This window comes from Amycolatopsis sp. AA4 (genome assembly GCF_002796545.1).
Classification (GTDB): Bacteria; Actinomycetota; Actinomycetes; order Mycobacteriales; family Pseudonocardiaceae; genus Amycolatopsis.
The window spans coordinates 1,590,706-1,615,860 of the sequence record NZ_CP024894.1; the positions used below are offsets into that span (position 1 = coordinate 1,590,706).

The 25,155-nt window shown below is 69.1% G+C and carries 22 protein-coding genes; 16 read left to right on the plus strand and 6 right to left on the minus strand.

Features of this window, described 5'->3' with window-relative positions; all coding sequences use genetic code 11:
- Positions 1 to 12 precede the first annotated feature (12 nt).
- The 12 genes from CU254_RS07590 to CU254_RS44795 all read left to right on the plus strand — a co-directional run bounded on the left by CU254_RS07590 (position 13) and on the right by CU254_RS44795 (position 15,317).
- The gene (locus tag CU254_RS07590; RefSeq protein ID WP_037716746.1) at positions 13 to 1,128 is read left to right on the plus strand and encodes a VWA domain-containing protein; all 1,116 of its coding nucleotides are present in this window, start codon (positions 13 to 15) and stop codon (positions 1,126 to 1,128) included.
- Entirely contained in the window at positions 1,121 to 2,233 is a 1,113-nt protein-coding gene (locus CU254_RS07595; RefSeq protein ID WP_037712891.1) for an XdhC/CoxI family protein, read from the plus strand. Before CU254_RS07590 ends, CU254_RS07595 begins: the two co-directional genes overlap by 8 nt.
- A 911-nt stretch (positions 2,234 to 3,144) precedes the next feature.
- A complete protein-coding gene (locus tag CU254_RS07600) occupies positions 3,145 to 3,669 on the plus strand; it encodes a (2Fe-2S)-binding protein (protein ID WP_009074301.1) in 525 nt (174 codons plus the stop codon).
- Complete coding sequence (locus CU254_RS07605) at positions 3,669 to 6,107, plus strand: xanthine dehydrogenase family protein molybdopterin-binding subunit (RefSeq protein ID WP_037712892.1); 2,439 nt, start codon at positions 3,669 to 3,671, stop codon at positions 6,105 to 6,107. The genes CU254_RS07600 and CU254_RS07605 overlap by 1 nt, the downstream gene beginning before the upstream one ends.
- Complete coding sequence (locus CU254_RS07610) at positions 6,104 to 6,958, plus strand: xanthine dehydrogenase family protein subunit M (protein ID WP_009074305.1); 855 nt, start codon at positions 6,104 to 6,106, stop codon at positions 6,956 to 6,958. The genes CU254_RS07605 and CU254_RS07610 overlap by 4 nt, the downstream gene beginning before the upstream one ends.
- A gap of 133 nt (positions 6,959 to 7,091) precedes the next feature.
- On the plus strand, positions 7,092 to 7,832 hold the full coding sequence (locus CU254_RS07615) for an SRPBCC family protein (protein ID WP_037712893.1): 741 nt from the start codon (positions 7,092 to 7,094) through the stop codon (positions 7,830 to 7,832).
- 219 nt (positions 7,833 to 8,051) lie between these two features.
- Complete coding sequence (locus tag CU254_RS07620) at positions 8,052 to 9,266, plus strand: diguanylate cyclase (protein ID WP_037716747.1); 1,215 nt, start codon at positions 8,052 to 8,054, stop codon at positions 9,264 to 9,266.
- 38 nt (positions 9,267 to 9,304) lie between these two features.
- A complete protein-coding gene (locus CU254_RS07625) occupies positions 9,305 to 10,360 on the plus strand; it encodes an NAD(P)-binding domain-containing protein (RefSeq protein ID WP_037712895.1) in 1,056 nt (351 codons plus the stop codon).
- Between the two features lie 244 nt (positions 10,361 to 10,604).
- Complete coding sequence (locus CU254_RS07630; RefSeq protein WP_078560724.1) at positions 10,605 to 12,248, plus strand: discoidin domain-containing protein; 1,644 nt, start codon at positions 10,605 to 10,607, stop codon at positions 12,246 to 12,248.
- A gap of 9 nt (positions 12,249 to 12,257) precedes the next feature.
- A complete protein-coding gene (locus tag CU254_RS07635; protein WP_009074315.1) occupies positions 12,258 to 13,490 on the plus strand; it encodes an MFS transporter in 1,233 nt (410 codons plus the stop codon).
- Positions 13,487 to 14,431 carry a PD40 domain-containing protein gene (locus CU254_RS07640; RefSeq protein WP_037712898.1) on the plus strand — a complete coding sequence of 315 codons (945 nt, stop codon included), beginning with the start codon at positions 13,487 to 13,489 and terminating at the stop codon, positions 14,429 to 14,431. The genes CU254_RS07635 and CU254_RS07640 overlap by 4 nt, the downstream gene beginning before the upstream one ends.
- A 67-nt stretch (positions 14,432 to 14,498) precedes the next feature.
- Positions 14,499 to 15,317 (plus strand): alpha/beta fold hydrolase, encoded by an 819-nt coding sequence (locus tag CU254_RS44795; protein ID WP_009074320.1) that lies wholly within the window; start codon positions 14,499 to 14,501, stop codon positions 15,315 to 15,317.
- A 32-nt stretch (positions 15,318 to 15,349) separates the two neighbouring features.
- Here the strand turns inward: CU254_RS44795 and CU254_RS07650 are convergent, their stop codons facing one another.
- Genes CU254_RS07650 through CU254_RS07665 form a run of 4 tightly spaced genes read right to left on the minus strand, consistent with a single transcriptional unit; the run spans position 15,350 to position 19,057 of the window.
- Positions 15,350 to 16,132: an ATP-binding cassette domain-containing protein gene (locus CU254_RS07650; protein ID WP_037712900.1), complete on the minus strand. Its 783-nt coding sequence runs from the start codon at positions 16,130 to 16,132 to the stop codon at positions 15,350 to 15,352.
- Positions 16,129 to 17,157: an ABC transporter permease gene (locus CU254_RS07655; RefSeq protein ID WP_009074324.1), complete on the minus strand. Its 1,029-nt coding sequence runs from the start codon at positions 17,155 to 17,157 to the stop codon at positions 16,129 to 16,131. Before CU254_RS07655 ends, CU254_RS07650 begins: the two co-directional genes overlap by 4 nt.
- Positions 17,154 to 18,155, minus strand: a complete 1,002-nt coding sequence (locus CU254_RS07660; RefSeq protein WP_009074326.1) for a sugar ABC transporter substrate-binding protein — start codon at positions 18,153 to 18,155, stop codon at positions 17,154 to 17,156. The genes CU254_RS07655 and CU254_RS07660 overlap by 4 nt, the downstream gene beginning before the upstream one ends.
- Positions 18,156 to 18,184: 29 nt before the next feature.
- Entirely contained in the window at positions 18,185 to 19,057 is an 873-nt protein-coding gene (locus CU254_RS07665; protein WP_009074328.1) for a sugar phosphate isomerase/epimerase, read from the minus strand.
- A gap of 99 nt (positions 19,058 to 19,156) precedes the next feature.
- Here CU254_RS07665 and CU254_RS07670 point away from each other — a divergent pair, with 99 nt between their 5' ends.
- The gene (locus tag CU254_RS07670; protein ID WP_009074330.1) at positions 19,157 to 20,167 is read left to right on the plus strand and encodes a LacI family DNA-binding transcriptional regulator; all 1,011 of its coding nucleotides are present in this window, start codon (positions 19,157 to 19,159) and stop codon (positions 20,165 to 20,167) included.
- Complete coding sequence (locus tag CU254_RS07675) at positions 20,164 to 21,165, plus strand: Gfo/Idh/MocA family oxidoreductase (protein WP_009074332.1); 1,002 nt, start codon at positions 20,164 to 20,166, stop codon at positions 21,163 to 21,165. Before CU254_RS07670 ends, CU254_RS07675 begins: the two co-directional genes overlap by 4 nt.
- 1 nt (position 21,166) lies before the next feature.
- On the opposite strand, the gene CU254_RS07680 is transcribed toward CU254_RS07675, so the two are convergent.
- Positions 21,167 to 21,763 (minus strand): TetR/AcrR family transcriptional regulator, encoded by a 597-nt coding sequence (locus CU254_RS07680; RefSeq protein WP_037712902.1) that lies wholly within the window; start codon positions 21,761 to 21,763, stop codon positions 21,167 to 21,169.
- Between the two features lie 61 nt (positions 21,764 to 21,824).
- Between CU254_RS07680 and CU254_RS07685 the strand changes: the two genes are divergently transcribed.
- On the plus strand, positions 21,825 to 22,484 hold the full coding sequence (locus tag CU254_RS07685; protein WP_086024874.1) for an SDR family NAD(P)-dependent oxidoreductase: 660 nt from the start codon (positions 21,825 to 21,827) through the stop codon (positions 22,482 to 22,484).
- Between the two features lie 53 nt (positions 22,485 to 22,537).
- On the plus strand, positions 22,538 to 23,041 hold the full coding sequence (locus CU254_RS07690) for a GNAT family N-acetyltransferase (RefSeq protein WP_199785832.1): 504 nt from the start codon (positions 22,538 to 22,540) through the stop codon (positions 23,039 to 23,041).
- A 148-nt stretch (positions 23,042 to 23,189) separates the two neighbouring features.
- Here CU254_RS07690 and asnB read toward each other — a convergent pair whose 3' ends face one another.
- Positions 23,190 to 25,031, minus strand: coding sequence for an asparagine synthase (glutamine-hydrolyzing) (gene asnB / locus CU254_RS07695; RefSeq protein ID WP_009074340.1), 1,842 nt, complete (start codon positions 25,029 to 25,031; stop codon positions 23,190 to 23,192).
- Positions 25,032 to 25,155: the final 124 nt, after the last annotated feature.

A 25,155-nucleotide genomic window follows, 5' to 3' on the forward strand; every position in this document is an offset into this window, starting at 1 on the left:
ACAATGGTGGACATGAACACCGAAGTCGCTGACCCGCTTGCTGGTTACGCGGGGTTCGCGGCGGCGTTGCGGGAGGCGGGCGTCGCGTGTGACGCGCGGCGGGTGCAGGCTTATCTGTCCGCGGTGGCACAGGTCGATGTCGCTCGGCCGACGCAGTTGTACTGGGTCGGGCGGCTGACGCTCTGCTCCGACCCCGACGACCTGCCTCGGTACGAGGAAGCCTTCGCGCGGTGGTTCGAAGGGGACGACAGTCCGAAGGCGACGTCCGGGACTCCGGCGCGCAAGCAGGCCCGGATCGCTCCGCTCGTCGCGGCGGCCGGCGACGGGGACAGCACCCAGGAATCTCACGACACGCTCCGGGTCGCGGCCAGCGAGCACGAGGTTCTCCGGCATCGGGATCTCGCCGAGCTGACCAAGGCCGAGCGGGCGCATTTGCGGGAGTTGCTGGCGACGTTGCGTCCAGTGCTGCCCCGGCGGCGGGCGGCGCGGCGGACGCCCGCGCATCGTGGTGCGCTCGATCCGGCGCGGACACTGCGGGCGATGCTCGCGTCCGGCGGCGAGCCGGTTCGGCTGGCGCATCATCGGCGGGGGACGCGGGCGCGGAAAGTTGTCTTGCTGATCGACGTTTCCGGCTCGATGAGTCCGTACGCGGACGCGTTGCTGCGGTTCGCGCACGTCGTCGCGCGGGCGGCTCCGATGTCGGTCGAGGTGTTCACGCTGGGTACTCGGATGACGCGAGTGTCCCGGCAGCTCCGGCAGCGCGATCCGGAGCAGGCGATGCTCGCCGCGGGCACTGCCGTGCCCGATTTCGCTGGTGGGACGCGGCTTGGCGAGACGCTGCGGGTTTTTCTCGACCGCTGGGGGCAACGCGGGTTCGCGCGACGCGCGGTAGTCACCGTGTTCTCGGACGGGTGGGAGCGCGGCGACGTCAGCCTGCTGGCCGAGCAGCTTGGCCGGCTGCGCCGTCTCGCGCACGCCGTATTCTGGGTGAATCCGCACGCAGGGCGCGAGGGTTATGCTCCCGTCCAATCCGGCATCGTGGCCGCCCTGCCGCACATCGACCGGTTGCTGGCCGGGCACAGCCTGGCGACGTTGGAACGACTCCTCGGGGAGATTGCCGATGCGTGACGTACTGGACGACGTGTACCGCCGCTGGCAGGCGGGCGAAACGGTCGGGCTCGGCACGGTGGTGGCCACGTTTTCGTCGGCGCCGCGGGCACCGGGCGCTTCGATGATGGTCGCGCCGGACGGCACGGTCGTCGGAAGCGTGTCCGGCGGCTGCGTCGAAGGCGCGGTGTACGAGCTGGCCAACGAGGTCGTCGCCGAGCGGAAGCCGGTTTTGCAGCGCTACGGCGTCAGCGACGACGACGCCTTCGCGGTCGGGCTGACCTGCGGCGGGATCATCGACATCTACGTCGAACCGGTGGACCGCGAATCGATGCCGGAACTGGAGCGCGTCGTCGAATCGGTGCGCAGCGGCGAGCCGGTCGCGGTGGTCACGATCGTGGAGCACGAGACGCCGGGGCTGGTCGGCGAGCACATGATCGTGTGGCCGGACCGGGTCGAGGGGTCCCTTGGCTCGTCCCGGATGGACGATGCGGTCGCGGACGACGCGCGCGGGCTTCTCGCCGCGGGACGCACCGGGACGCTCCATTACGGACCGGACGGGCAGCGGCGCGGCGAGGGCATGGCTGTCTTCGTGAATTCCTTTGAGCCGCCGCCGCGACTGCTGGTGTTCGGCGCGATTGATTTCGCCGCCGCAATGGCACGGATGGGTGCTTATCTCGGGTATCAGGTGACGGTCTGCGACGCGCGTCCGGTGTTCGCGACCAGCAGCCGGTTCCCGGAGGCGCACGACGTGGTCGTCGACTGGCCGCACCGGTACCTGAAGGCGGAGGCCGAAGCGGGCCGGATCGACGCGCGGACGGCGATCGCGGTCCTCACGCACGACCCGAAGTTCGACGTACCGCTGCTGGAGGTCGCGCTGCGGCTCGACGTCGGGTACGTCGGCGCGATGGGTTCCCGCAAAACGCACGACGACCGGTTCGCGCGGCTTCGCGAGGCCGGGATCACCGAGGGCGAGCTGGAACGCCTGTCGTCGCCGATCGGCCTCGACCTCGGCGCGCGCACGCCGGAGGAAACGGCGGTGTCGATCGCGGCGGAGATCATCGCCCTGCGCTGGAGCGGAACCGGGCGGCGGCTGGCGGCGTTGAGCGGGCGGATTCACAGCTAAGAGGCCTGGCAAGCGTTTGCGGGCGGGACTTGGCGGCTGGGTTCGGGACCTTCCGCGGGCACTGGCTGCCGGGGATTCGGTGCTGGACGGGTGGCGCGTTCGAACGGGCCAGGATTTGGCGACGCCGGGCGGACGCGGAGCTGGAAACCTGGGCGCCTTGCTGGCTGGTCTGAGTTCGGCAGCTGACGGTGCCGGGCGGCCTGGCAACGCGGCAGATGCTGCGAAGACCGCGGGGTGGCTGGGCGGGTGGTGCCACTAGCGGGAGTCATTCGCTCTGCGGCTTGGCAACACCGCCTCGAAAAGCCGGAATGGTGCATCGCCTGGCGGTTGCTGCGATGGGTAAGCAGTCGACAGGAGAGGCGACTGGCAGGGAGCCCGCTCGGCGAGACCGAGACTGCGCAGCGGTGCGGCGAGCAGAAGCCGCCAGAAAGAGCCGCACCACGGCAGGCGTCCGGCAGCCGTACTCGAAGAGCGCATTCCGGCTGCCGACCAGCGAGCCCCAGCTGGCAAGGCACCGCGACCCCAGCCAGAACGTCCAACCCGAGGCCGGAAAGCCGTCCTCAAGGCACCCGCAACGAGCGATTCCACCAGCGCAATCCGCCGGGAAAACCCCTCCCCGCAACGAAACCCGGTGAACCCCCGACCCGAAACCGCGCGCCCTCGGGAAGATCCGCCACCGTCGCCCCGAGTCGAAAAATCACCCGTCCGGATTCACGCAGCTGCGCGGCAAAAGCGCGAAAAACCCCGCAGGTGCGGAACAACCGAGTCGACGTGCGACATCAGGACTTGTCCGCGCGCGAAAGGCGTAGCACGCTCCCCTGTGAGGCCGATCACGATCGCGCCTTGGCCGTTCCCGAACCGGCCCGCCGCCTCCGCCGGGGCTGGCGGGCATTTGCACTTGGAGGCCTTTGATGCGCATCACCGTCACTGTCGACGGCACGAAATACACCGATGACGTCGAGCCGCGCACCCTGCTCGTCCATTATTTACGGGAACGCGTCGGGAAGGTGGGCACCGTCGTCGGGTGCGACACCAGCAACTGCGGCGCGTGCACCGTCCATCTCGACGGGCACAGCGTGAAATCCTGTTCCGTCCTCGCCGTGCAGGCCGACGGATGCGAGGTCACCACCATCGAGGGGCTGGCCCGCGACGGGCAGTTGCACCCCGTCCAGCAAGCGTTCCACGACAATCACGCCCTGCAGTGCGGGTTCTGCACGCCGGGCATGATCATGCAGTCCATCGACCTGCTCGCGGACAACCCGGACCCGGACGAGCAGGCCGTGCGCGAGGGGCTCGAGGGCAATCTTTGCCGCTGCACCGGGTACCAGAACATCGTGAAAGCGGTTCGCGACGCGGCGAAGCACATGAGTCCTGGTGCGGGGCCGGACGCCGAGAAGATCGAGCAGGCCAATCACGTCGGCGTGGGTGGTGAATGATGACTGCCACGATCGAGCCTGAGGTAGGAAAGTCCCGCCGCCGCAAGGAAGACGAGCGGCTGATCACCGGGCGCACCCGGTGGACGGACAACATCGCCTTGCCGGGGATGCTGCATCTCGCGGTGTTGCGGAGTCCGTTCGCGCACGCCAAGATCGTTTCGATCGACACCTCCGCGGCCAAGGGATTGCCCGGGGTCGTCGCCGTGTACACCGCTGCCGACCTCGACCCCGAGGGCGCGATCGGCATGCCGTGCGCCTGGCCGATCACGCCGGACATGGCCGCGCCGCGACGGCCGGTGCTGGCGGCGGATCGGGTGAATTTCGCGGGGGAGGGCGTGGCCGTGGTGGTCGCCCGGTCGTCCGCGGAGGCGCATGACGCGCTCGAGGCGATCGAGGTCGAGTACGACGAGCTGCCGCCGGTGCTCGACCTGGAAGCCGCGCTCGCCGAGGACGCGCCGCTGGTGCACGAAGAACTCGGCAGCAACAAGAACGCGTTCTGGGTCTTCGACTCGGCCGAGGCCGGGACCGGCGGCAACGTCGAGGAAGCACTGTCCTCTTCGGAGGTCGTGCTGAAGCGGCGGTTCCGCCAGCAGCGGCTGGTGCCCGCGTTCATGGAGCCGCGCGCGTGCGTGGTCGACCCGACCGGCGCGCAGCTGACCATGTGGTCGGCCACCCAGGTGCCGCACATCCTGCGCGTGATGTCCGCGCTGACGCTCGGCATCCCGGAGCACCGGCTGCGCGTGATCGCGCCGGACGTCGGCGGCGGATTCGGCGGCAAGATCGGCGTGCTGCCCGAGGAAATGATGACCGTGCTCGTCGCGAACAAGCTCGGCAAGCCGGTGAAGTGGAACGAATCCCGGTCCGAGACGATGCTCGCCGCGCACCACGGCCGCGACCAGATCCAGGACATCACGATCTCCGCGAAGGCCGACGGGACGGTCACCGGGCTCAAGGTCGAACTGCTCGCCAACCTCGGCGCGTACAACGGCCTGGTCGGGCCGGGCGTGCCGATCCTCGGCGCGTTCATGTTCAACGCGATCTACAAGATCCCGGCCTACCACTTCGCCTGCACCAACGTGTTCACCACGACCACGCTCACCGACGCCTACCGGGGCGCGGGCCGGCCGGAAGCGACGTTCGCGATCGAGCGGATCATGGACGAGCTGGCCGACGAGCTGGGCATGGACCCGATCGAGCTGCGCGAAAAGAACTGGATCAAGCACGAGGAATTCCCGTTCACCACGGTCTGCGGGCTCACCTACGACTCCGGCAACTACGAGGCCGCGACCGAAAAGGCGAAGGAACTCTTCGGCTACGACGCGCTGCGCCGCGAGCAGAAGGAGCGTCGCGAGTCGAACGACCCGGTGCAGCTCGGCATCGGGATCTCGACGTTCACCGAGATGTGCGGGCTCGCGCCGTCGCGGGTGCTGGGTTCGCTCGATTACGGCGCTGGCGGCTGGGAATACGCCTCCCTGCGGATGCTGCCGACCGGCAAGGTCGAGGTGACCACGGGTGCGTCGGCGCACGGCCAGGGGCACGAGACGGCGTGGAGCCAGATCGTGGCCGACCAGCTCGGCGTGCCCTTCGAGGACGTCGAGGTGCTGCACGGCGACACGCAGTCCTCGCACAAGGGCCTCGACACGTACGGCTCGCGTTCGCTGGTCGTCGGCGGCATCGCGATCGTCAAGGCCGCGGAGAAGGTGGTCGCGAAGGCGAAGCCGATCGCCGCGCATTTGCTGGAATGCTCGGAGGACGATCTCGAGTTCTCCGGCGGCAAATTCACCGTGAAGGGCACGGATTCCTCCACCACGATCCAGGACATCGCGCTCGCGGTGTTCGCCGCGCACAACCTGCCGGACGGCGTCGAACCGTCGCTCGATTCCGACGCCACCTTCGACCCGGAGAACTTCTCCTTCCCGCACGGCACCCACCTGTGCGCGGCCGAAGTGGACACTGAAACCGGCCGGGTGAAGCTGCGTTCGTACGTCTGCGTGGACGACGTCGGCAAGGTGGTCAACCCGCTGATCGTGGAAGGCCAGGTGCACGGCGGGCTCGCGCAGGGCATCGCGCAGGCGCTGTTCGAGGAGGCCGTGCACGACGAGAGCGGCACTCTCACCACCGGCACGTTCGCCGACTATCTGCTGCCCTCGGCGGCCGACCTGCCGTCGTTCACCACGGACCGCACGGAAACGCCGTCGACCACGAACCCGTTGGGGGCCAAGGGAGTCGGCGAGGCGGGCACGATCGCCTCGACGCCCGCCGTGGTCAACGCGGTGGTCGACGCCGTGCGCCACTTCGGGGTGAACGACATCGAAATGCCGCTCACGCCGATGCGCGTGTGGAACGCGGTGCGGAACGGCACCCCTGATGCCGGCGGACCCGGCGGCGAGGCCGGCGGCGGTCTCGGTTCGATCGACGCCTCCGGAGGTGCCCAGTGATCCCGGCTCCGTTCGACTACGTCGCTCCGTCCACGGTGGACGAAGCTGTGCGGGCGCTCGCCGAGGCGGGCGAGGACGCCAAGGTGCTGGCGGGCGGGCAAAGCCTGCTGCCGGTGCTGCGGATGCGCCTCGCCGCGCCGACCACGCTGGTCGACCTCGGGAAAATCGCCGAACTGCGCGGAGTGCGCGAGGACGGCGACGCGCTCGTGGTCGGTGCGATGACGACGCATTACGACGTCCAGCGCGATCCGTTGATCGCCGAGCACGCCGCGCTGGTGAAGGAGGCGACCGACACCGTCGCGGATCCGCAGGTGCGCCACCGCGGCACGTTCGGCGGCGCGATCGCGCACGCGGACCCGGCAGGCGACCTGCTGGCTCCGGTGCTCGCGCTCGACGGCGAGCTGGTGCTGGCCGGGCCGAACGGGCGGCGCACGGTGTCCGCGGCGGAGTTCTTCCAGGACTACTTCACCACCGCGCTGGCCCCGGACGAACTGCTCGTCGAGGTGCGGCTGCCCAAGCACACCGGCTGGCGGGCGCATTACGAGAAATTCAACCGGGTAGCCCAGGCCTGGTCGATGTGCGCGGTGGCGGCCACCGTGCGCACCGAAGGCGGCGTGATCGAGGAAGCCCGGGTGGCGCTCACGAACATGGGCGCGACCCCCGTCCGGGCGACCGGCGTCGAACAGGCGCTGCTCGGCGCGCAGGCCAACGCGGAAACGATCCGGGCGGCCGCCGCGCACGCGGCCGAGGGCACCAACCCGGTCGCGGACGGCAATTCCGACGTCGAATACCGCCAGCATCTCGCGCGGGTGCTGACCGGGCGTGCCGTCGCGGCGGCGGTGGGCGCCTGAGCTGACCGGTCGTGAAGGACTCCTTGGGGGAATCAGATTCCCCCAAGGAGTCCTTCACGGACCGCTTGCCGGGAGACGGCCGTAAGGTGGACGGCAACGGCTCGAAGCAGTGCGCAGGAGAGGAGGTCGGCCCGTGCGGCTCGACCACGAATTCACCGTCCCCGCCCCGATCGGGGAGGTCTGGCAGGCCGTCATCGACCCGGAGCGGGTCGCCCCGTGCATGCCGGGGGCCTCGCTCACCAAGGTGGAGGGGGACACCTTCGCGGGCACGGTGAAGGTCAAGCTGGGGCCGATTTCGCTGCTGTACAAGGGAACCGGCGAGTTCCTGGAGAAGGACGAGGCGGCGCGCAAGGTCGTCATCAAGGCGTCCGGCAAGGACGCCCGCGGCGGCGGCACCGCGGCGGCGACGGTCACCCTCACGCTCACCGAACGCGACGGCGGCACGCACGGCGCGGTGGCCACCGACCTGGCGATCACCGGACGTCCGGCGCAGTTCGGCCGCGGCCTGATCTCCGAGGTGGGCGGCAAGATCCTCGACACTTTCGCGGGCAATCTCGCGGCCTCGCTGGAGACCCCGGCCGAAGCGGCTCCGGCGGAGAAGCCGGAAGAGAAGCCCGCGGCGGGGGCACCGGTCGCCGCGGAGAACCCCGCCGAGAAGGCCGCTGGGAAGCCCGCGGCCGAGGAGAAACCCGCCGCCGAGGAGAAACCGCATCTGCGGAGCGTGCCCGCCGGGGGCGCGACCGGCGAGACCGAGGCGATCGACCTGCTCGACTACGCGGGCCAGTCCGTCGCGAAGCGGCTCGCCCCGGTGGCCGCGGGCGCGGTCGTGCTGCTGATCGTGCTGGCCATCGTGCGGAAACTGCGCCGCCGCTGACCGATCCGGGACTGCCCGCGCGCTCTACCCAGAGCGTGCCCAGCGGGCAGTTCGCGGACGAGTTTTCGCTCGGTTCGGCTAGCCGCGGAGCGGACCCGCTACCCTGGGCAACTTCCGTAGGCCGAATTTCGCGTGGGGGCGCCCGTGACGCAGGCACCTGTCCCCATCGGGGTGCGCGGCGCGGTGCGGGCCTGGCGCGGCTGGCCGCCGCGCTGGGCGATGTGGGCGGTCGCGCGACGGCGGTGGATCGGCTACGCGATGGCGTGCGAGGCCGTCGCCGTGGCGCTCACGGCGACGGGTCTCGCGACCGGGTTCGGCGGACCGGTGCAGTTCAGTTCGTTCGGCGTGCTCGTGGGGCTCGGTGTCGCGCAGGCCGAAATGTCGCGGCGGATCGAGCGGCTGCGGCGGTGGATGAGCGGGCAGACGCACATCAACGTCACGTCCGTCTGGTACCTCGCCGGTGCGTTCCTCCTTCCGCCGGCGTGGGTCGCGTTGCTGGCATTGGTGCTGTACCTGCATCTGTGGCTGCGCGTGTGGCGACACGTGCGTACGCGGCCCGCGCATCGCTTCGCGGCGAGTACCGCGTGGGCGATGCTGTCGTGCTTCGCGGCGTCGGCGGTGTTGACCATCGGCGGCCTGGATCAAGCGCGGCTCGACACTGCGTACGGCGTCCTCGCGCTCGCCTTAGCGGCAGCTGTCTTCGAGTTGGTGAACGTCGTCCTCGTGGCGACGGGCATCTACCTGTACACGAACAGCCGCTCGCCCGCAGACCTCATCGGCACTTGGGAGGACAACGCCTTCGAGCTGGCGACGCTCTGTCTCGGCGGGCTCGTCGCGCTGGCCTTCGTCCACCAGCCGGTGCTGGCGGTGTTCGTGCTGCCGCCGTTGCTGTTGCTGCACCGCTATCTCTTGCTGAAGCAGCAGTTGCAGGTAGCGGTCGTGACCGACGAGAAGACCGGTCTGCTCAACACCGCGGGCTGGCACGAACTGGCGACTCGCGAATTCACCCGGGCCCGGCGGCGCGGGGCGGGCAGCGGGTTCGCCGTGCTCATGATCGATCTGGACCATTTCAAACGCATCAACGACACGTACGGGCACCTCACCGGCGACGAGGTGCTGGCCGCGGTGGCCGTGGCGATCGAGGCTTCGGTGCGGCAAAGCGACACTGTCGGCCGGTTCGGCGGCGAGGAATTCGTGGTCCTGCTGCCCGCGACCGGCGGCACCGACGTGCTCGGGATCGCCGAACGGGTTCGGGTCGCGGTGGGGGAGCTGACCGTCTCGGTGGGGGGTCCGCTGCGGATCAGCGGACTCTCCGTGTCGGTCGGGGTCGCCTGTTATCCGCAGGCGGGCACCACGCTCGACGAGGTGCTGCGGTCCGCCGACGCCGCGCTGTACCGGGCGAAGGACGCCGGCCGGAACCGGGTGGCGGTCTGAGCCGGAAATACCGGGCGCGGGCAATTGTTGAACGTTGTATGAGCACTGCGGATCACGAGACCGACGTCGTGGTGGTCGGGGCCGGGCAGGCCGGGCTGTCGGCGGCGTATCACCTGCGCCGGGCCGGGTTCGCCAACGAAAGCGGGTTCGTCGTGCTCGACCACGGCAAACGCGCGGGCGGGGCGTGGCAGTACCGGTGGCCGTCGCTGGTCGTCGGCAAGGTGCACGGGATCCACGACCTGCCGGGGATGGCGTTCGGCACCCCGGATCCGACGCGTCCGGCGAGCGAAGCCGTGTCGGAGTACTTCGCGCGCTTCGAGAAGACGTATGACTTGCCGGTGCACCGTCCGGTCGACGTGACCGCGGTGCGGCGCGCGGGGGAGCGGCTGGTGGTCGAATCGCCCGCGGAAACGTGGGCGGCGCGCGCGGTGATCAGCGCGACCGGGACGTGGGACCGGCCGTTCTGGCCGCGGTACCCCGGCAGCTTCGCCGGACGGCAGCTGCACACCGCGGATTACCGCGGCGCGGAGGAGTTTCGCGACCAGCGCGTGGTGGTCGTCGGCGGCGGGACGTCGGCGGTCCAGCTGCTGCTGGAGATCGGTCCGGTCGCCCGCTCGACGGTGTGGGTGACGCGGCGTCCGCCGGTGTGGCGCGAGGAAGAGTTCAGCGAGGAGTGGGGCCGCATGGCGGTGGCGAAGGTCGACCAGCGGGTGCGGGCCGGGCTGCCGCCGGAGAGCGTCGTGAGCGTGACGGACCTGCCGGTGACTCCGCAGGTGCTCGCCGGTCGGGCGGCCGGATATCTGGACCGGCGGCCGATGTTCTCGCGGCTGGTCCCCGACGGGGTCGTCTGGGAGGGCGGCGGTTTCGAGCCCGCGGACATCATCCTGTGGGCGACCGGATTCCGGGCGTCGATCGACCATCTGGCTCCGCTGCACCTGCGGACGCCCGGCGGCGGGATCCGGATGGACGGGACTCGGGTAGTCGCGGAGCCGCGCCTGCATCTCGTCGGGTACGGGCCTTCGGCGAGCACAGTCGGGGCGAACCGGGCCGGGCGCGCCGCGGTGCAGGAAGTCCGGCGGCTGCTGCAGAGCTGAGGTACGTGAGGGCCACCTTCACGGAATCAGAGTCCCTCAGGGTTCCCCTCACGGCACTTTCCGCGGCAGCACCGGGGCGCTCCGCCGTTCGGGCGGTCTTGATCGTTTCACGTCCGTTCCGGGCTTGTCGGGAGAAACCGGGCCCGCTACTGTGCCGTTTTAGTTAGGAAACTTTCTTAACGCAACGAGACGCCGCAGAACTAACGCCGCCGCCCTGTTCCCGTCCGGCCCGAAGGAGTGCGACGTGTCCTCGTCCCGTGTCCGAAGTCTCGCCCGGTTCGCCTTGCCGGCGGCCGCGGTGGTGCTGCTGCCCGCCGCGGTCTCGCCCGCGCGCGACGCCCAGGCCGCTGCCGCCGATGTGCTGCTGTCCCAAGGCAAACCCGTCAGCACGTCCACGCTCGAGACGTCCTCGTTGAGCGGCGAGAACGCCGTCGACGGGAATCTCAAGACCCGCTGGGCCAGTGCGGTCAGCGCCGACGCGCAGTGGCTGCGCGTCGATCTCGGGCAGGCCGCCACGATCCACCGGGTGAAGCTGAACTGGGAAGCGGCCTACGCCAAGAAGTACCGCATCGAGATCTCCGACGACGGCGAGAACTTCAAGTCGATCGCGACGATCACCAACGGCGACGGCGGCACCGACGACCTCACCGGGTTGTCCGGGCACGGCCGGTTCCTGCGCTTCGTCGGCACCGAGCGCGCCACGAAGTACGGCTATTCGCTGTGGGAGCTGCAGGCGTACGGCACGCCGGACTCGTCCGGGGACACCCAGCCGCCCACCGCTCCGTCGAACCTCGCCGCGGGCGAGATCGGCTCCAACAGCGTCGCGTTGACCTGGGCCGCGGCGACGGACAACGTCGGCGTCAGCGGGTACGAGGTGCTGCGGGACGGCAAGTCCGTCGCCACCAGCGCGACCACGTCCTACACCGACAACGGCCTCTCGCCGGACACCGACTACACCTACACCGTCCGCGCGAAGGACGCCGCCGGCAACACCTCGCCGGCCAGCAGCGCGGTCAAGGTGCATACGAAGCCGGGGACCGCGGGCAACACCTTCGTCCTCGCCGCCGCCGGCGACATCGCCGAACAGTGCACCGCCAGCAGCTCCAGCTGCATCCACCCGAAGACCGCGAAGCTCGTCCAGGACATGAACCCGGCCGCGGTAATCACGATGGGCGACAACCAGTACGACTCCGACGACGTCGGCCTGAAGCTGCAGAACTTCAAGGACTACTACGACAAGACCTGGGGCAAGTTCAAGAGCATCACGCACCCGATCCCGGGCAACCACGAGACCTACGACGACAACAAGCCGTTCGAGGCCTACGAGCAGTACTTCGGCAAGATCGCCACGCCGAACGGAAAGCGGTACTACAGCTGGGAAATGGGCAACTGGCACTTCATCGCCATCGACTCCAACGGCTTCGTCGACGACAAGGACGGCGGCGTGCTCACGGACACCGACCAGATGAACTGGATCAAGCAGGACCTGGCGAAGAACACCAAGGGCTGCGTCGCGGCGTACTACCACCACCCGCGGTGGAGCTCTGGCGACCACGGCGACCAGCGCGGCTCCAAGCAGCTGTGGGACCTGTTCGCGCAGAACAAGGTCGACCTGATCCTCAACGGCCACGACCACCACTACGAGCGGTTCGTCCCGCAGGACGCGAGCGGCAAGGCGGACCCGGCCGGCCCGGTCGAGATCGTCGGCGGCATGGGCGGGGCGAACCCGTACCCGGTCCACGCGGCGCATCCGACCACGGCGAAGCTGCTGAAGGACACCTTCGGCGTGCTGAAGCTGACGATGACTGACAACACCTTCTCCGAGCAGCTGATCGGTCTCGACGGCAAGGTCCAGGACAGCAGCCCGACCTACACCTGCCACAACTAGGGGCCGGTCATGTACATCGCGACAAGCCGTAGTTCGGACGTCGCGGCGGGCACCGAGCGGAAGGCCGGCCTGCGCCGGGTGTCGGCGAACGTCGTCGCACTCGGCGCGGTCAGCCTGGTCACCGACATCTCCTCGGAGATGGTGACCGCGGTGCTCCCGCTGTATCTGGTGCTCGGCCTCGGGCTGAACCCGCTGCAGTTCGGTCTGCTCGACGGGCTTTACGCGGGAGCCACCGCCGTGGTCCGCGTGCTCGGCGGGCATCTGGCCGACCGGTGGCGCCGCCTCAAGGCGGTCGCCGGGTTCGGCTACGGCTTGTCCGCGGTGTGCAAGCTCGGCCTGGTCGCGGCCGGGGCTTCGGTCGCGGCGATCGGCGTGGTGCTGGCCGCCGACCGCACCGGCAAGGGGCTGCGCACCGCCCCGCGCGACGCGTTGATCTCGCTCAGCAGCGAGCCCGACACGCTCGGCCGGTCGTTCGGCGTGCACCGCGCGATGGACACCGTCGGCGCGTTCCTCGGCCCGCTCGTCGCGATGGCCGTGCTCGCGCTGAGTCTCGGCAGCTATACGTCGGTGTTCTTCACCAGTTTCTGCATCGCGGCGATCGCGGTGCTGCTGCTGGTGTTGTTCGTGCGCGACCGGCCCGCCGCGGTCGACCGGGCCGCAGTGTCCGTGAAGGCCGCCTTCGGGCTGTTGCGCGAGCGTGGTTTCCGCCGGGTGGCCGTGTGGGCGGCGCTGCTCGGGTTCGTCACCCTTGGCGATTCCTTTGTGTACCTGGTGCTTCAGCGGCGGTGGGAGGTCGCGGCGACGTTCTTCCCGTTGCTGCCGCTCGGCACCGCCGGGGTGTACCTGGCGCTGGCGGTGCCGCTGGGCAAGCTGGCCGACCGGATCGGGCGCTGGCCGGTGTTTCTCGGCGGGCACGTCGCTTTGGTGGCCGCGCTGGTCGCGTTGTGCGGGCCGGTGTCGGGTTTCTGGCTCGCGGCGCTCGCGTTGGGGCTGCACGGCGTGTTCTACGCGGCGACTGATGGGGTGCTGATGGCTGCCGCCGGACCTTTGGTACCTGCTGATCTTCGCGCGACCGGATTGGCTGTGGTCCAAACTGGACAGGCGGCCGCCCGGATGCTTTCCTCTGTCCTCTTCGGACTCGCCTGGACCTTGTGGGATCTCCAGCCCGCCGTCCTCGTGGCGGCCGGAGCGCTCGCTGTCGTGGCGCTCGGCGCCGCTTTCGCAAGGCCGGTGCGCAAATGAAAAAGGTCCTTCTCGCCGTTGCCGGCACGGTGGTGCTCGCGGCCACCGCGGTGGTTTACACGGTTGCCGCGCGGCCCAGTCCGGCCGAACCGTCGAAGGTCGAGCACCTTTCGCTCGCGCCCGGACAGTTGTTCTTTCGCAGCACGAAGACGGGCAACGTCGGCGTCGTTCCGCTCGCGAATCCTGGTGCTGAGCCGAAGTTCAGCGACCTGAAGTGCGACCGGTTCGCGGTGTCCGCGTCGACCGGGATGTGTCTCGCGGTGCGGCCCGGCACATTGCCCGCGGTCAGCGACTTCAGCATCCTCGACCGGAATTTCACCACGACGCACAAGGACTACCTGCCGGGAACGCCGAGCCGGGCACGCGTGTCGCCGGACGGCAAGCGGGTGTACTGGACGGTGTTCGTCACCGGCGATTCCTATGCCGCCACCGGGTTTTCGACCCGTGCTGGGGTTTACCAGCTGGACAACGGCGAACTGGAAAAGACGATCGAGGAACTGCCGGTCCTGGTCGAGGGGAAGCGGTACTTCTCCTCCGACGTCAACTACTGGGGCATCACGTTCAGCAAAGACGGCAAGCGGTTCTACTCGACGCTGGGCAGCAAGGGCAAGACGTACCTGATCGAGGGCGATTACGACACCTACCGCGGCAAAGCGCTGCGGGAGAACGTGGAATGCCCGTCGCTGTCGCCGGACGAAACGCGGATCGCGTTCAAGAAGAAGGTCGGCGAGGGCGTCTGGCGGCTGTCCGTGCTCGACCTCGAGACGATGCGGGAGACCGCGCTCGCCGAGACCCGCAGCGTCGACGACCAGGCGCTCTGGCAGGACGACCACACGATCCTCTACGGCCTCGAGAACGCCGTGTGGGCGGTGCCCGCGGACGGGTCCGGAGCCCCCCGCAAGCTCGTCTCCGACGCCGGGTCGCCCGCCGTCACCAGCTGATTCGACATCTCTTTACCTCGTATAGTACTCTCCTGTCCGGCAATACTTTACGACGTAAAGAGATGAGATGGCTGAAGCGACTCTGCACGACGGAACGCGGATCGATGCGCAGGTGCGCGGGGACGGGCCGGTGCTGCTGCTCCCGGTGGACCCCCGGCCCGCCGAGGGGCCGGAGGCCGAGGCGGCCCGGCAGTGGGGCGCCGATCCGGAGCTGGGCCGTTCGCTGATCGAGGGATTCGCCGGGTTCCGGGTGGCGGCCTTCGACTACCAGGGGCACCGGATGGCGCATCCGGCCGACTTGACGCCGGACGTGGTCGCGGCGGATTTCCTGGCCGTGGCGGACGCGGTCGGGGCGGAGCGGTTCTCGTACTACGGGTACTCGTGGCTGGCGCTTTCCGGGCTGCAGCTGGCGTTGCGGACGGATCGGCTGGACGCGTTGGTGATGGGCGGGTATCCGCCGCTGGACGGGCCGTACGCGGCGATGCTCGCGGTGACCCGGGCGACGTACGAGATGGCGCTTGCCGGGCCGTCGGCCGAGGCTAAAGCCGAGCCGGGCGATTGGGATTCGGTGGACGTCCAGTTGTCGACGGACCAGACGAAGCAGTTCGTGACGTTGTACGAGGCGTTGCAGGACTTCGACGACCGGGCCGTCGAGCTGTCGTGCCCGCGGTTGTGCTTCGCGGGGTCGGAGGACCGGATGGTGTACAGCGAGCGGTGGGGCGGGGTGACCGTCGACATCGCCGGGCCGCTGCTGCGCGAACGTGCCGAACTGGAGGCGCGGGGGTGGACCGTCGAGGTGCTCGACGGGCTCGACCACATGAGCGCGATGCAGGCGGCCACCGTGGTGCCGTTGGTGCGGCCGTGGCTGGAGAAAGTGACCTCGTGAGTGCCTAGGCCGGTTCTAACCGGCTGGAACGCTCACGACCCCCCACCCAGCCGCAGCTCGTGTTCCAGTGCCTCCAGCTCCGCCCCGCCCGCCATCTGCCGGGTCAGCTCCGGCAGTTCGATCTCCGACTTCTCGTAGGAGCCGAGCGCCGTGCCGCGTTTGAGGAGCAGGAAGCGGTCGGCCACCGGGTACGCGTGGTGCGGATTGTGCGTGATCAGGACGACGCCCAGGCCCCGGTCGCGGGCCTGGGCCACGTACTTCAGCACCACGCCGGCCTGCTTCACGCCCAACGCGGCGGTCGGCTCGTCGAGGATCAGCACCTTCGCGCCGAAGTGGATGGCCCGGGCGATCGCGACACACTGCCGCTCGCCGCCGGACAGCGTGCCGACCGGCTGTTCGACGTCCCGCAGGTCGATGCCGAGGTCGGCGAGGGCTTTCTTCGTCAGCTCCCGGCCTTTGCGCCGGTCCAGGGCCCGGAACGGGCCGAACCCGACGGTCGGCTCGGAGCCGAGGAAGAAGTTGCGCCAGACGCTCATCAGCGGCACCACGGCCAGGTCCTGATAGACCGTGGCGATCCCGCGGTCCAGCGCTTCCCGGGGAGAGGCGAACCGCACCGGCGCGCCTTCGACGAGGAACTCGCCTTCGTCGTGCTGGTGCACCCCGGCGAGGATCTTGATCAAGGTGGACTTTCCCGCGCCGTTGTCGCCCAGCACGCAGGTGACCTCGCCCGCGTTGACCACAGTGGACACTTCGCGCAGCGCGACCACGGTGCCGTAACGCTTGCCGACGTCCTTGACTTCGAGGAGAGCGTTCATCGCCGGACCCTTTCCGCGCGCCGCCGCAGCGCGTTGTTGACCAGGACCGCCGCCAGCAGCATGATCCCGAGGAACAGCATGAACCAGTCGTTGTCCCAGCCGGCGAAGACGATGCCCTGGCGCGCCATGCCGAAGATCAGCGCGCCGATCGCCGCGCCCACCGCCGAACCGAACCCGCCGGTCAGCAGGCAGCCGCCGATCACCGCGGCGATGATGTACTGGAATTCGAGCCCGATGCCCTGATTCGCCTGGACGCTCGCGAACCGCAGGATGTTGATCGAACCGACGAGCCATCCGGCCAGCGCGGTGCCCATGAACAGCAGGATTTTCGTGCGCACCACGGGAACGCCGACCGCGCGGGCGCTTCCCGCCGAACCGCCGACCGCGAAGATCCAGTTGCCGAAGCGCGTCCGGACCAGCAGCCACGCGGCCACCGCGATCGCGCCGAGCCACCAGACGATGGAGATCTGGAATGGCGTGCCGCCGATGTCCACTGTGGAGGCGAAGACGAAACCGGCGGACGCGTAACCGTCGGTGGAGCGCATGCCGGAGACCTGCACGGTGCCGGTGACCAGGCGGGTCACGCCGAGATTCAAGCCTTGCAGAGCAAGGAAAGTGCCGAGTGTGACGATGAAGCTCGGCAAGCCGGTTTTCATCACCAGCCAGCCGTTGAACGCGCCGACCGTCAGCGCGAAGACCAGCGAGACGAGCAACGCGAGCCACACGTTCCAGCCGGCTTGGGTGGCGAGGATCGCGGTGACCAGCGAGGTGGACGCGGTCATCACGCCCGCGGACAGGTCGAACTCGCCGCCGACCATCAGCAGCGACACCGCCACCGCCATGATGCCCAGCGTCGCCGCGTCGTCCAGCCAGGTCGCGGCTCCGCTGGCGCTGAAGAACTTGTCGGACGCGAAGGTGAAGAACAGGAAGACCACGACCGCGCCGAGGAGCGCGCCGATCTCCGGGCGGACCACCAACCGGTCGGTCAGCCGCGGCTTCGCCAGGCGTTCGTCGAGGGTCGTCATCGGGTGCCCCTTTGCACGTACTGGCCGACCTTGTCCACTGTGGATTTGTCGACCAGGTCGGGTCCGGTGAGCACCGGTTTGCCGCCGCCGACGACGTTCGCGTTGTCCCGGTACAGCTTCAGGAACTGCACCGGGAGATAGCCCTGTTCGTACTGTTGCTGGTCGACCGCGAACAGCACGTCGCCGGCCTTGATCGCGGCCACGACGTCGGAGTTGAGGTCGAACGTGGCGACCTGCGCCTTCGCGTTCACCGACTTGATCGCGCTCACCGCGCGGGCGGCGACCTGCGAGTTCAGCGTGAGGACCGCGTCGATCGACGAATCGGTCTGCACCGCGCCGCGGATGCGGGACTCGGCGTCGGTCGGGTTGGAGATGTCGACCTGCAGCGTCTGCACGGTGCCGGCGAATCCGGTCTTCGCCCCGTCGCAGCGCTGCGCCTGACCGACGTTCCCGGCCTCGTGGATCACGCACAACAGCTTGTGCTTGCCGAGGTCTTTGAACTTCTTCCCGGCTTCCTGACCGGCGATCGACTCGTTCTGCCCGACGTGTGTGAGCGCACCGTACGCCGCGCTCTTGTCCTCGCCGGAGTTGATGGTGATCACCGGGATCCCGGCGCGCACCGCGGCTTCGATGGACGGACGCAGCGCCTCGGGATTCGCCATCGACACCACGAGCCCGCCGGTTTGCTGCGCGACCGCGTTGTCGATCAGCTTCGCTTGCGCGCCCGGATCACCGTCTGAGGTGTACTCCACTTGCACGCCAAGGTCTTTGCCCGCCTGCTCGGCCCCGTTCTTGACCACGTTCCAGAACGCGTCGCCTGCGGTACCGTGCGTGATGACCGAGACCTTCAGCGGCCCGGACGGCGTCGACGCGGCGGCGGGCGCGGTCGTCTTCGGTTCGGCGGCCGGACCGGTGCAGGACGCCAGCAGCAGGCCCGCGGCCAGCAGGCTTGCCACCGCGCGGCCGGAGCGTCGTGCGCGCTCCCAGCGATGGGACATCGTTGTCTCTCCTCGCTTGGTGTCCAACGTCAGCCGGTGATGGTGCGCAGATACGAGAGGCTGGCCGCGACGTCCTGACCGGGGCGGTCCGCCGGGCTGTCGTCGCTCAGCGCGGTGTCCTGCTCCAGGACGTACCAGCCGTCGTAGCCCGCTTCGGCGACGGAGCGGACCATGGCTTCGATGTCCACGTCGCCCTCGCCGAGCGGTACGTAGAGACCCTTGCCGACGGCTTCGGCGTACGGCAGTTCGCCCGCGCGGACGGCGTCGGCGAGTTCGCCGCGGACGTCCTTGAGGTGCAGGTGCCCGATCCGCCGCGGGTGCCGTTGCGCGAGCGCGACCGGGTCGGTGCCGCCGATCAGCAGGTGACCGGTGTCCAGGCAGAGCTGCAGGTCCGAATCGGCGAGGAAGCGTTCGACTTCGGCCTCGGTTTCGACGTGCGTGCCGACGTGGGGATGCAGGACCGTTTGGAGGCCGTGCTTTGCTGCTATGCCGCGGATCTTGCCTGCCGTGCGGACCAAAGTGGACCATTCGGCGTCGGCAAGGGTGGGCCGTTCGTCGTAACCGTCGAGGCCGGTCGCCGCGGCGAGAACGAGTATTCCGCCGCCGCAGGCCGCGAAGAGCGCGGCCGAGTCTTCCGCTTCGGCGACGGCCGCGTCCGGATTTTCGTGCAACGGCACGGCAAGGAAGCCGCCGACGAGTTCGAGGCGATGGCTTTCCAGAAGGCTCTTCAGCTCAGCCGGGGCACGCGGCAGATAACCGGGTGGACCCAATTCCGTTGCGGTGACGCCTAGTTCGGCCATCTCGCCGAGCACTGCCGGGGCTTCGAGCACCCGGCCCCAGCCGGGCACCTCGCAGACTCCCCACGAGATCGGGGCGGCGGCGACGCGGATCTTCGCGGTCATGGATCCCTCTCCGGTCGGGGGACGGGCCCTTGATTAGAGCGCTCTAAGCTTGTAGCGTCCGACCCGTCGCGTCAAGCGCTTCTCCGGGGAGGTTTTCGCATGGGGAAGCCCACCATGGAGGACGTCGCCGCGCGAGCCGGGGTCTCCCGGGCACTGGTTTCGCTCGTGATGCGCAACGCGCCGAACGTCTCGGCGCAGCGCCGCGCGGCAGTGCGGAAAGCGGCTGAGGAACTCGGATATTCGCCGCACGTGATGGCGCGTTCGCTGGCGAGCCGGACTTCGACGGTGCTCGGCGTGATGGTGAACGACCTGCGCAACGCCTTCTTCGCGGACGTGGTGGAAGGGCTGGACGCGGCGGCTCAGGCAGCCGGGTTCGATCTGATCCTCAACACCGGCGGCCGGATGCCTTCTCGGGAGGGCGCGGCGTTGCGCAGTCTCCTGTCGTTCCGTCCGGCCGGCGTCGTGCTGTTGTCACCGGTGGTTCCGGCCGCTGCGATCGAAGCCGCGGCACGGCAGTGTCCGGTAGTGTTGGTGTCGCGTACTTCTCGTTTGTCCACTGTCGATACTGTGAATGACGACGGCGAGGCTGGCGCGGCGTTGGCCGTCGAGCACTTGGTGCAGCTCGGGCATCGGCGGATCGCGCATCTCGACGGCGGGGGAGCGGCCGGTGCCGCAGCTCGGCGGCGAGGTTTCCAGCGGGCGATGCGGGCCCACGAACTGGAGCCGATCGTGGTGCGCAGCGAGCACACTGACACCGCGGGCGAAAAGGCCGTACAGGAGTTGCTGTCCTCGTACTCGCCGCCGCCGACTGCACTGGTGGCGGGCAATGACTTCAACGCGGTCGGCGCGATCTCGGCGCTTGAGGAACACGGGTTGCGGGTACCGGAGGACGTTTCGGTGGTCGGCTACGACAACACTTCCTTGGCCTCCCTGCGGCACATTTCACTGACCACAGTGGACCAACCGCGCGCGGAAATGGCGCGGCTGGCCTTCGATGCGCTGCTGGAGCGCATCCGCGGTGAACGCACTGAACCGGTGCGGCATCTGCTTCATCCGTCCCTGGTCGTGCGGGAGACCACGGGGCCCAACTCAGGGGAGGCACAGCGATGAGGGTGGGACTGGCGGGGGCCGGACGGATCGGCGCCGCGCACGCGGAAACGCTCGCGGGCTTCGACGAGGTCGCGTCCGTGGTCGTCGCGGACGTGGACCCCGCGCGAGCCCAGTCGGTCGCCGCTCGGCTCGGGGTCGAGGCGGCCGAGGGAATCGACGCACTGTTCCGGGCCGGTCTCGACGGTCTGGTCATCGCCGCGGCCACCGACGCGCATCCGGAGTTGATCATCCAAGCGGTCGACGCGGGGGTGCCGGTGTTCTGCGAAAAGCCGGTCGCCGCGGACATTCCCGGCACGCTCGCGGTCATCGACCGGATCGCGGACGCGGACGTCCCGGTCCAGATCGGCTTCCAGCGCCGGTTCGACGCGGGCTACCAAGCCGCGCGGGTCGCGGTGCAGAGCGGGGAATTGGGCTGGCTGCACAGCGTCCGGGCGACCACTTTGGACCCGGCACCGCCGCCCGCCGCCTATGTCGCGCATTCCGGCGGCCTGTTCCGGGACTGCGGCGTGCACGACTTCGACATCCTCCGCTGGGTGACCGGCCGGGAGGTTTCGGAAGTTTTCGCGGTGGGGCGCAACAAGGGCGAGCAGTTCTTCGCGGACGCCGGAGACGTCGACACCGCCGCGGTAGTGCTGACGCTCGACGACGGAACCCTCGCGACGGTCTCGCTGGCCCGCTACAACGGCGCGGGCTACGACGTGCGCTTCGAAGCCCTCGGCTCGCTGGGGAATGCCGTGGTGGGCTTGGACGATCAGGCCCCGCTGCGGTCAGTGGAGCCGGGCTTCGGACCGTTGCCGGGACCGGCGTATCCGGGCTTCATGGAACGCTTCCGGACGGCTTATGCTGCCGAGCTGCGGGCGTTCCTGGACGTCGCCGCCCGCCGGATCCCGTCGCCCGCGGGGGCGGAGGATGCGTTGGAGGCGTTCTACATCGCGGAGGCGTGCGAGGTCTCGCGGAGGGAGAACCGCCCGGTGCGGGTCGTCGAGGTGCGGCGGTAGGTCAAGCTCGCGGGCGAAGCAGCTTCTCCACCAACGTATCCACCACATCCGCCGGTACCGTCGACGCGGTCAGTGCACTGTAGACAATCGGCCCCAGCAAAGCGTCCATTGTGGCCTCCGGAGCCAACACCGGAGAAATCTCGCCCGCTTCGGCAGCCCGCGTCAGCATTTGTCGTTCCGCGAGCTGCCGCGGCTCCAGGTAGCGCTCGTGGAACCGCGCTGCCGTCCCGACATCGTGCTGCGCCTCGGCCAGCAACGTGAGCAGGCATTTGCCCGCGGGGTCTTCAGTGAGGAAGTGCGCGAAGTCGCGCAGATACGCCCGGATGCGGTCGGCCGTCGGGTCTTCCGTCGGCACCGGCAGGCGTTTCTCGCTGTCCTCGATCAGCGTGTCCAGCAGGATTTCGACCTTCGACGGCCACCACCGATAAATCGTCTGCTTCGCGACGCCGGCGCGGCGCGCGATCGCTTCCACGGTCAGTGCACCGAAGCCGTGCTCGACCAGCAGGTCGTCGGCGGCGTGGAGCACCGCCAGGCGGGCGGCCTCGTCGCGCCGGTTGCCGGAGCGTGCCCTGCGGGGCTGGGAATTGACTGCGGGCATACCGGACACCCTACCGTGCTACTGTCTAGACGTGACGTTGCGTCTAGACAAGGGAGCGGTCATGGCGGCACGCCGGGCGTTGGTGGTCGGGGCTTCGCGGGGGCTGGGATTGGTGCTGGTCACCGAGTTGGACCGGCGCGGGTGGGAGGTCATCGCGACGACCCGCAGCGGTTCGGTGCCGTTGGAAGGAATGCGGACCGAACAGCTGGAGATGACCGATGAAGCACAGATCGCGGCGCTCAGAGACAGAGTGGACGGTCCGCTCGATCTGCTCTTCGTGAACGCGGCGATCGATCGCGGGAACCTGCCGATCAATGAAGTGCCCGTCGAGATGTTCACCGAAGTGATGATCACCAATGCGTTGGGCCCGTTGAGAGTCCTCGAAGGACTGGACGATCTGGTCGCCCCGGGCGGCACGGTCGCGGTGATGTCGTCCGAACAGGGCAGCGTCTCGAGGAACGTCGAACCGGGATACGAGCTGTACAAGGCCAGCAAGGCCGCGCTCAACCAGCTCATGCGCAGCTACGCCACCCGGCACGAGAGCGACGGGCGGACCAAACTGCTCATCGACCCTGGCCACAACCGGACGCGGCTCGGCGGGCCGGACGCGCCGTTGTTGCCGGAAGAAAGCATCCCCGCGGTCGTCGACGTGCTCGAAGCGCGCGCGGGTGAGCTGGGGCTGCAGTTCCTCGACCGCTTCGGCGAGCCGGTTCCCTGGTAACGACTGGGCCGATCGGGTAGCGCCCGGCCGCTTCGCGTGCCAAGCTGCGGGGCGTGCCTGGATCGGGAGAATCCGAGATCGTGCTGATCCCGCTCGACGAGCAGGGGCTGGAGCGGCTGCTGGAAGCCGCGGTGGCCGACGCCGAACCGGCTGAGGTCATGCCGCCGGTCGAAGGCCCCGCCGGATGGACCGAAGCCCGCCGCGAAGCGTTTCTCGCGTTCCACCGCCGACGATCGCTCAATCCGGACACCGCCATCGAAACGACCTGGGTCGTGGAAGTCGACGGCCAGGTCTGCGGGGCAGCCCGCTTGCGGCCGGTGTCCGGGCGGGCCGCGCTGGAGGTCGAAGCCGGGGTGTGGCTCGGCCGTTCGGCGCGCGGGCGCGGAATCGGCCGCAAAGTGACCGCGGTGCTGCTCGACGCGGCCCGCGACGGCGGCGCGGCGAAATTCGTCGCGACGACCACTGTGGACAATGCGGCGGCCCGGCGGCTGATGAGCGGAGCCGGTGCGGAACTGGACGTCCGCGGCACGGAGATCGACGCGCACCTGGAGTTCTGACCGCTCGCCCGGCACCGCCCCAATGCGGCATTGGGTGCGCAGGACGCACCGAACGCCGCATTGGGTGCGTGGCACGCAACCAATGCCACATTGGGTGCGTCGGATGCACCCAATGTGGCATTGGGGAGGTCCGGGCCGAGCGCCGGGGTCAGTTGAGTTCCAGCTCCGGCGAGTACATGTCGAACCAGTGGTGCAAGTCCAGCGCCCGGTCCATGCCGACCCGCTGCGCCTGGCTGATCGCCGCCGGATCGGTGTCCGCCGACTGCTGCAGCCGTTCCCGGCTGATCACCTGGAACACCGGATTGTCCTTCTGCGCCAAGGCTTCCTTGATCTGCTCCTGCAGCGCGACGGCGTACCCCGGGTCCTGAGTGGACGGATACGGGCTCTTCACCCGGTCCCGCACCGAGGCGGGCAGCACGTGCTTCGTCGCGTGCCGCAGCAGGCTCTTTTCCCGGCCGTCGTAGGTCTTCAGCGACCAAGGCGTGTTGTAGACGTACTCGACGAGCCGGTGGTCGCAGAACGGCACGCGCACTTCCAGGCCCACCGCCATCGACATCCGGTCCTTGCGGTCGAGCAGCTGCCGCACGAACCGGGTCAGGTGGAGGTTGCAGATGACCCGCATCCGCGAATCCCGCTCGGATTCGCCGTCCAGCAAGTCCACTTGGGACACCGCGGTGCGGTACTGGTCGTCGATGTACGACTCCAGGTCGAGCTTCGCGGCGAGGCCGGGTTCGAGCAGCGATTCCCGGTCGTCCATCAGGCTGTTGCGGAACGCCAGCCACGGGAAGGTGTCCGCCTTGACCGCGGCCTCGTCGTGGAACCAGCGGTAGCCGCCGAAGACCTCGTCGGCCGATTCGCCGGACAGCGCCACCGTCGATTCCGCCCGGATCGCCTTGAACAGCAAGTACAACGACGTGTCCATGTCGCCGAGCCCGGTCGGGATGTCGCGGGCGCGCAGCACCGCGCGGCGGACCTCGGGGTCGCTCAGGTCGGCCGGGTTCAGCATCACGTCCTGGTGCGCGGAACCGACGAGCTTGGCGACGTCGCGGATGTAGGGCGAGTCCGGGGTGTCGCGCATTTCGTCGGGCTTGAAGTTCTCTTCCTGCCCGAAGAAGTCGACCGAGAAGGTGCGCAGCTGCTCGCCTTCCTCGGCCAGCCGCGCGGCGGCGAGACCGGTGACCGCGCTCGAGTCGAGGCCGCCGGAGAGCAGCACGCAGCGCGGGACGTCGGCGACCAGTTGCCGGTGGACGATGTCGGTCATCAGCTCGCGCACGCGCTCGACCGTCGTCTCCTGGTCGTCGGTGTGCTGCTTCGCGTCGAGCTTCCAGTAGGTGCGGGTGTTGATCCCCTCGCGGGTCACGGTCACGACGGTGGCCGGGTCGACCTCGTACATGCCCTTCCACAGCGACCAGCCCGGACGCTTCGTGAAGCCCATCAGCTCGCGCAGGCCGTCGCTGTCTACTGCCTTGCGCGCCAACGGGTTCGCCAGGATCGCCTTCGGCTCGGAGCCGAACAGGACGCCGTCGCGGGTGGGGTAGTAGTAGAACGGCTTGATGCCCATCCGGTCGCGGATCATCACGAGCTTCTGGTCGCGCTCGTCCCAGATCGCGAACGCGTACATGCCGTTGAGGTGGTCCACGACCTCAGTGCCCCACTGCAGGTAGCCGTGCAGCACGACCTCGGTGTCGCTGTCGGTCTCCCAGCGGTGCCCCAGTTTGGTGAGTTCTTCACGAAGTTCGGAGAAGTTGTACGCCTCGCCGCTGTAGACCATCGCGACTTCGCCGTTCGGGGTCTTCACGCTCATCGGCTGGCGTCCGCCCGGCAGGTCGATGATGGCGAGCCGTCGGTGGCCCAGCGCGACCGAGCGGCGGACCCAGGTTCCGCGGTCGTCGGGTCCTCGGCAGGCCATGGTCTCGGTCATCGCGTCCGCGATCTCCTGCTGCTGCGTGAGATCGGTGTCGTAGGAAACCCAGCCCGCGATTCCGCACATACGAGCCCTCCCTGAACCTAGTTAGTTAGTTGATACAACTATTGGTTACTCAGGTGTAACACGGGCCCCGGATCTTGTCTGCCCGAATTGCACTCTCTGTCCTTGATCCACTACCAGCTGTGCC

What these genes read in the sequence shown, in the direction of transcription:
- CU254_RS07635 (WP_009074315.1), top strand. Translation starts at nt 12,258, where the DNA reads ATGTACATCGCGACAAGCCGTAGTTCGGACGTCGCGGCGGGCACCGAG.
- CU254_RS07655 (WP_009074324.1), bottom strand. Translation starts at nt 17,157, where the DNA reads ATGACGACCCTCGACGAACGCCTGGCGAAGCCGCGGCTGACCGACCGG.
- CU254_RS44795 (WP_009074320.1), top strand. Translation starts at nt 14,499, where the DNA reads ATGGCTGAAGCGACTCTGCACGACGGAACGCGGATCGATGCGCAGGTG.
- CU254_RS07625 (WP_037712895.1), top strand. Translation starts at nt 9,305, where the DNA reads ATGAGCACTGCGGATCACGAGACCGACGTCGTGGTGGTCGGGGCCGGG.
- CU254_RS07660 (WP_009074326.1), bottom strand. Translation starts at nt 18,155, where the DNA reads ATGTCCCATCGCTGGGAGCGCGCACGACGCTCCGGCCGCGCGGTGGCA.
- CU254_RS07620 (WP_037716747.1), top strand. Translation starts at nt 8,052, where the DNA reads ATGTGGGCGGTCGCGCGACGGCGGTGGATCGGCTACGCGATGGCGTGC.
- CU254_RS07685 (WP_086024874.1), top strand. Translation starts at nt 21,825, where the DNA reads ATGGCGGCACGCCGGGCGTTGGTGGTCGGGGCTTCGCGGGGGCTGGGA.
- CU254_RS07590 (WP_037716746.1), top strand. Translation starts at nt 13, where the DNA reads ATGAACACCGAAGTCGCTGACCCGCTTGCTGGTTACGCGGGGTTCGCG.
- CU254_RS07680 (WP_037712902.1), bottom strand. Translation starts at nt 21,763, where the DNA reads ATGCCCGCAGTCAATTCCCAGCCCCGCAGGGCACGCTCCGGCAACCGG.
- CU254_RS07670 (WP_009074330.1), top strand. Translation starts at nt 19,157, where the DNA reads ATGGGGAAGCCCACCATGGAGGACGTCGCCGCGCGAGCCGGGGTCTCC.
- CU254_RS07605 (WP_037712892.1), top strand. Translation starts at nt 3,669, where the DNA reads ATGACTGCCACGATCGAGCCTGAGGTAGGAAAGTCCCGCCGCCGCAAG.
- CU254_RS07640 (WP_037712898.1), top strand. Translation starts at nt 13,487, where the DNA reads ATGAAAAAGGTCCTTCTCGCCGTTGCCGGCACGGTGGTGCTCGCGGCC.
- CU254_RS07650 (WP_037712900.1), bottom strand. Translation starts at nt 16,132, where the DNA reads ATGAACGCTCTCCTCGAAGTCAAGGACGTCGGCAAGCGTTACGGCACC.
- asnB (WP_009074340.1), bottom strand. Translation starts at nt 25,031, where the DNA reads ATGTGCGGAATCGCGGGCTGGGTTTCCTACGACACCGATCTCACGCAG.
- CU254_RS07595 (WP_037712891.1), top strand. Translation starts at nt 1,121, where the DNA reads ATGCGTGACGTACTGGACGACGTGTACCGCCGCTGGCAGGCGGGCGAA.
- CU254_RS07600 (WP_009074301.1), top strand. Translation starts at nt 3,145, where the DNA reads ATGCGCATCACCGTCACTGTCGACGGCACGAAATACACCGATGACGTC.
- CU254_RS07675 (WP_009074332.1), top strand. Translation starts at nt 20,164, where the DNA reads ATGAGGGTGGGACTGGCGGGGGCCGGACGGATCGGCGCCGCGCACGCG.
- CU254_RS07665 (WP_009074328.1), bottom strand. Translation starts at nt 19,057, where the DNA reads ATGACCGCGAAGATCCGCGTCGCCGCCGCCCCGATCTCGTGGGGAGTC.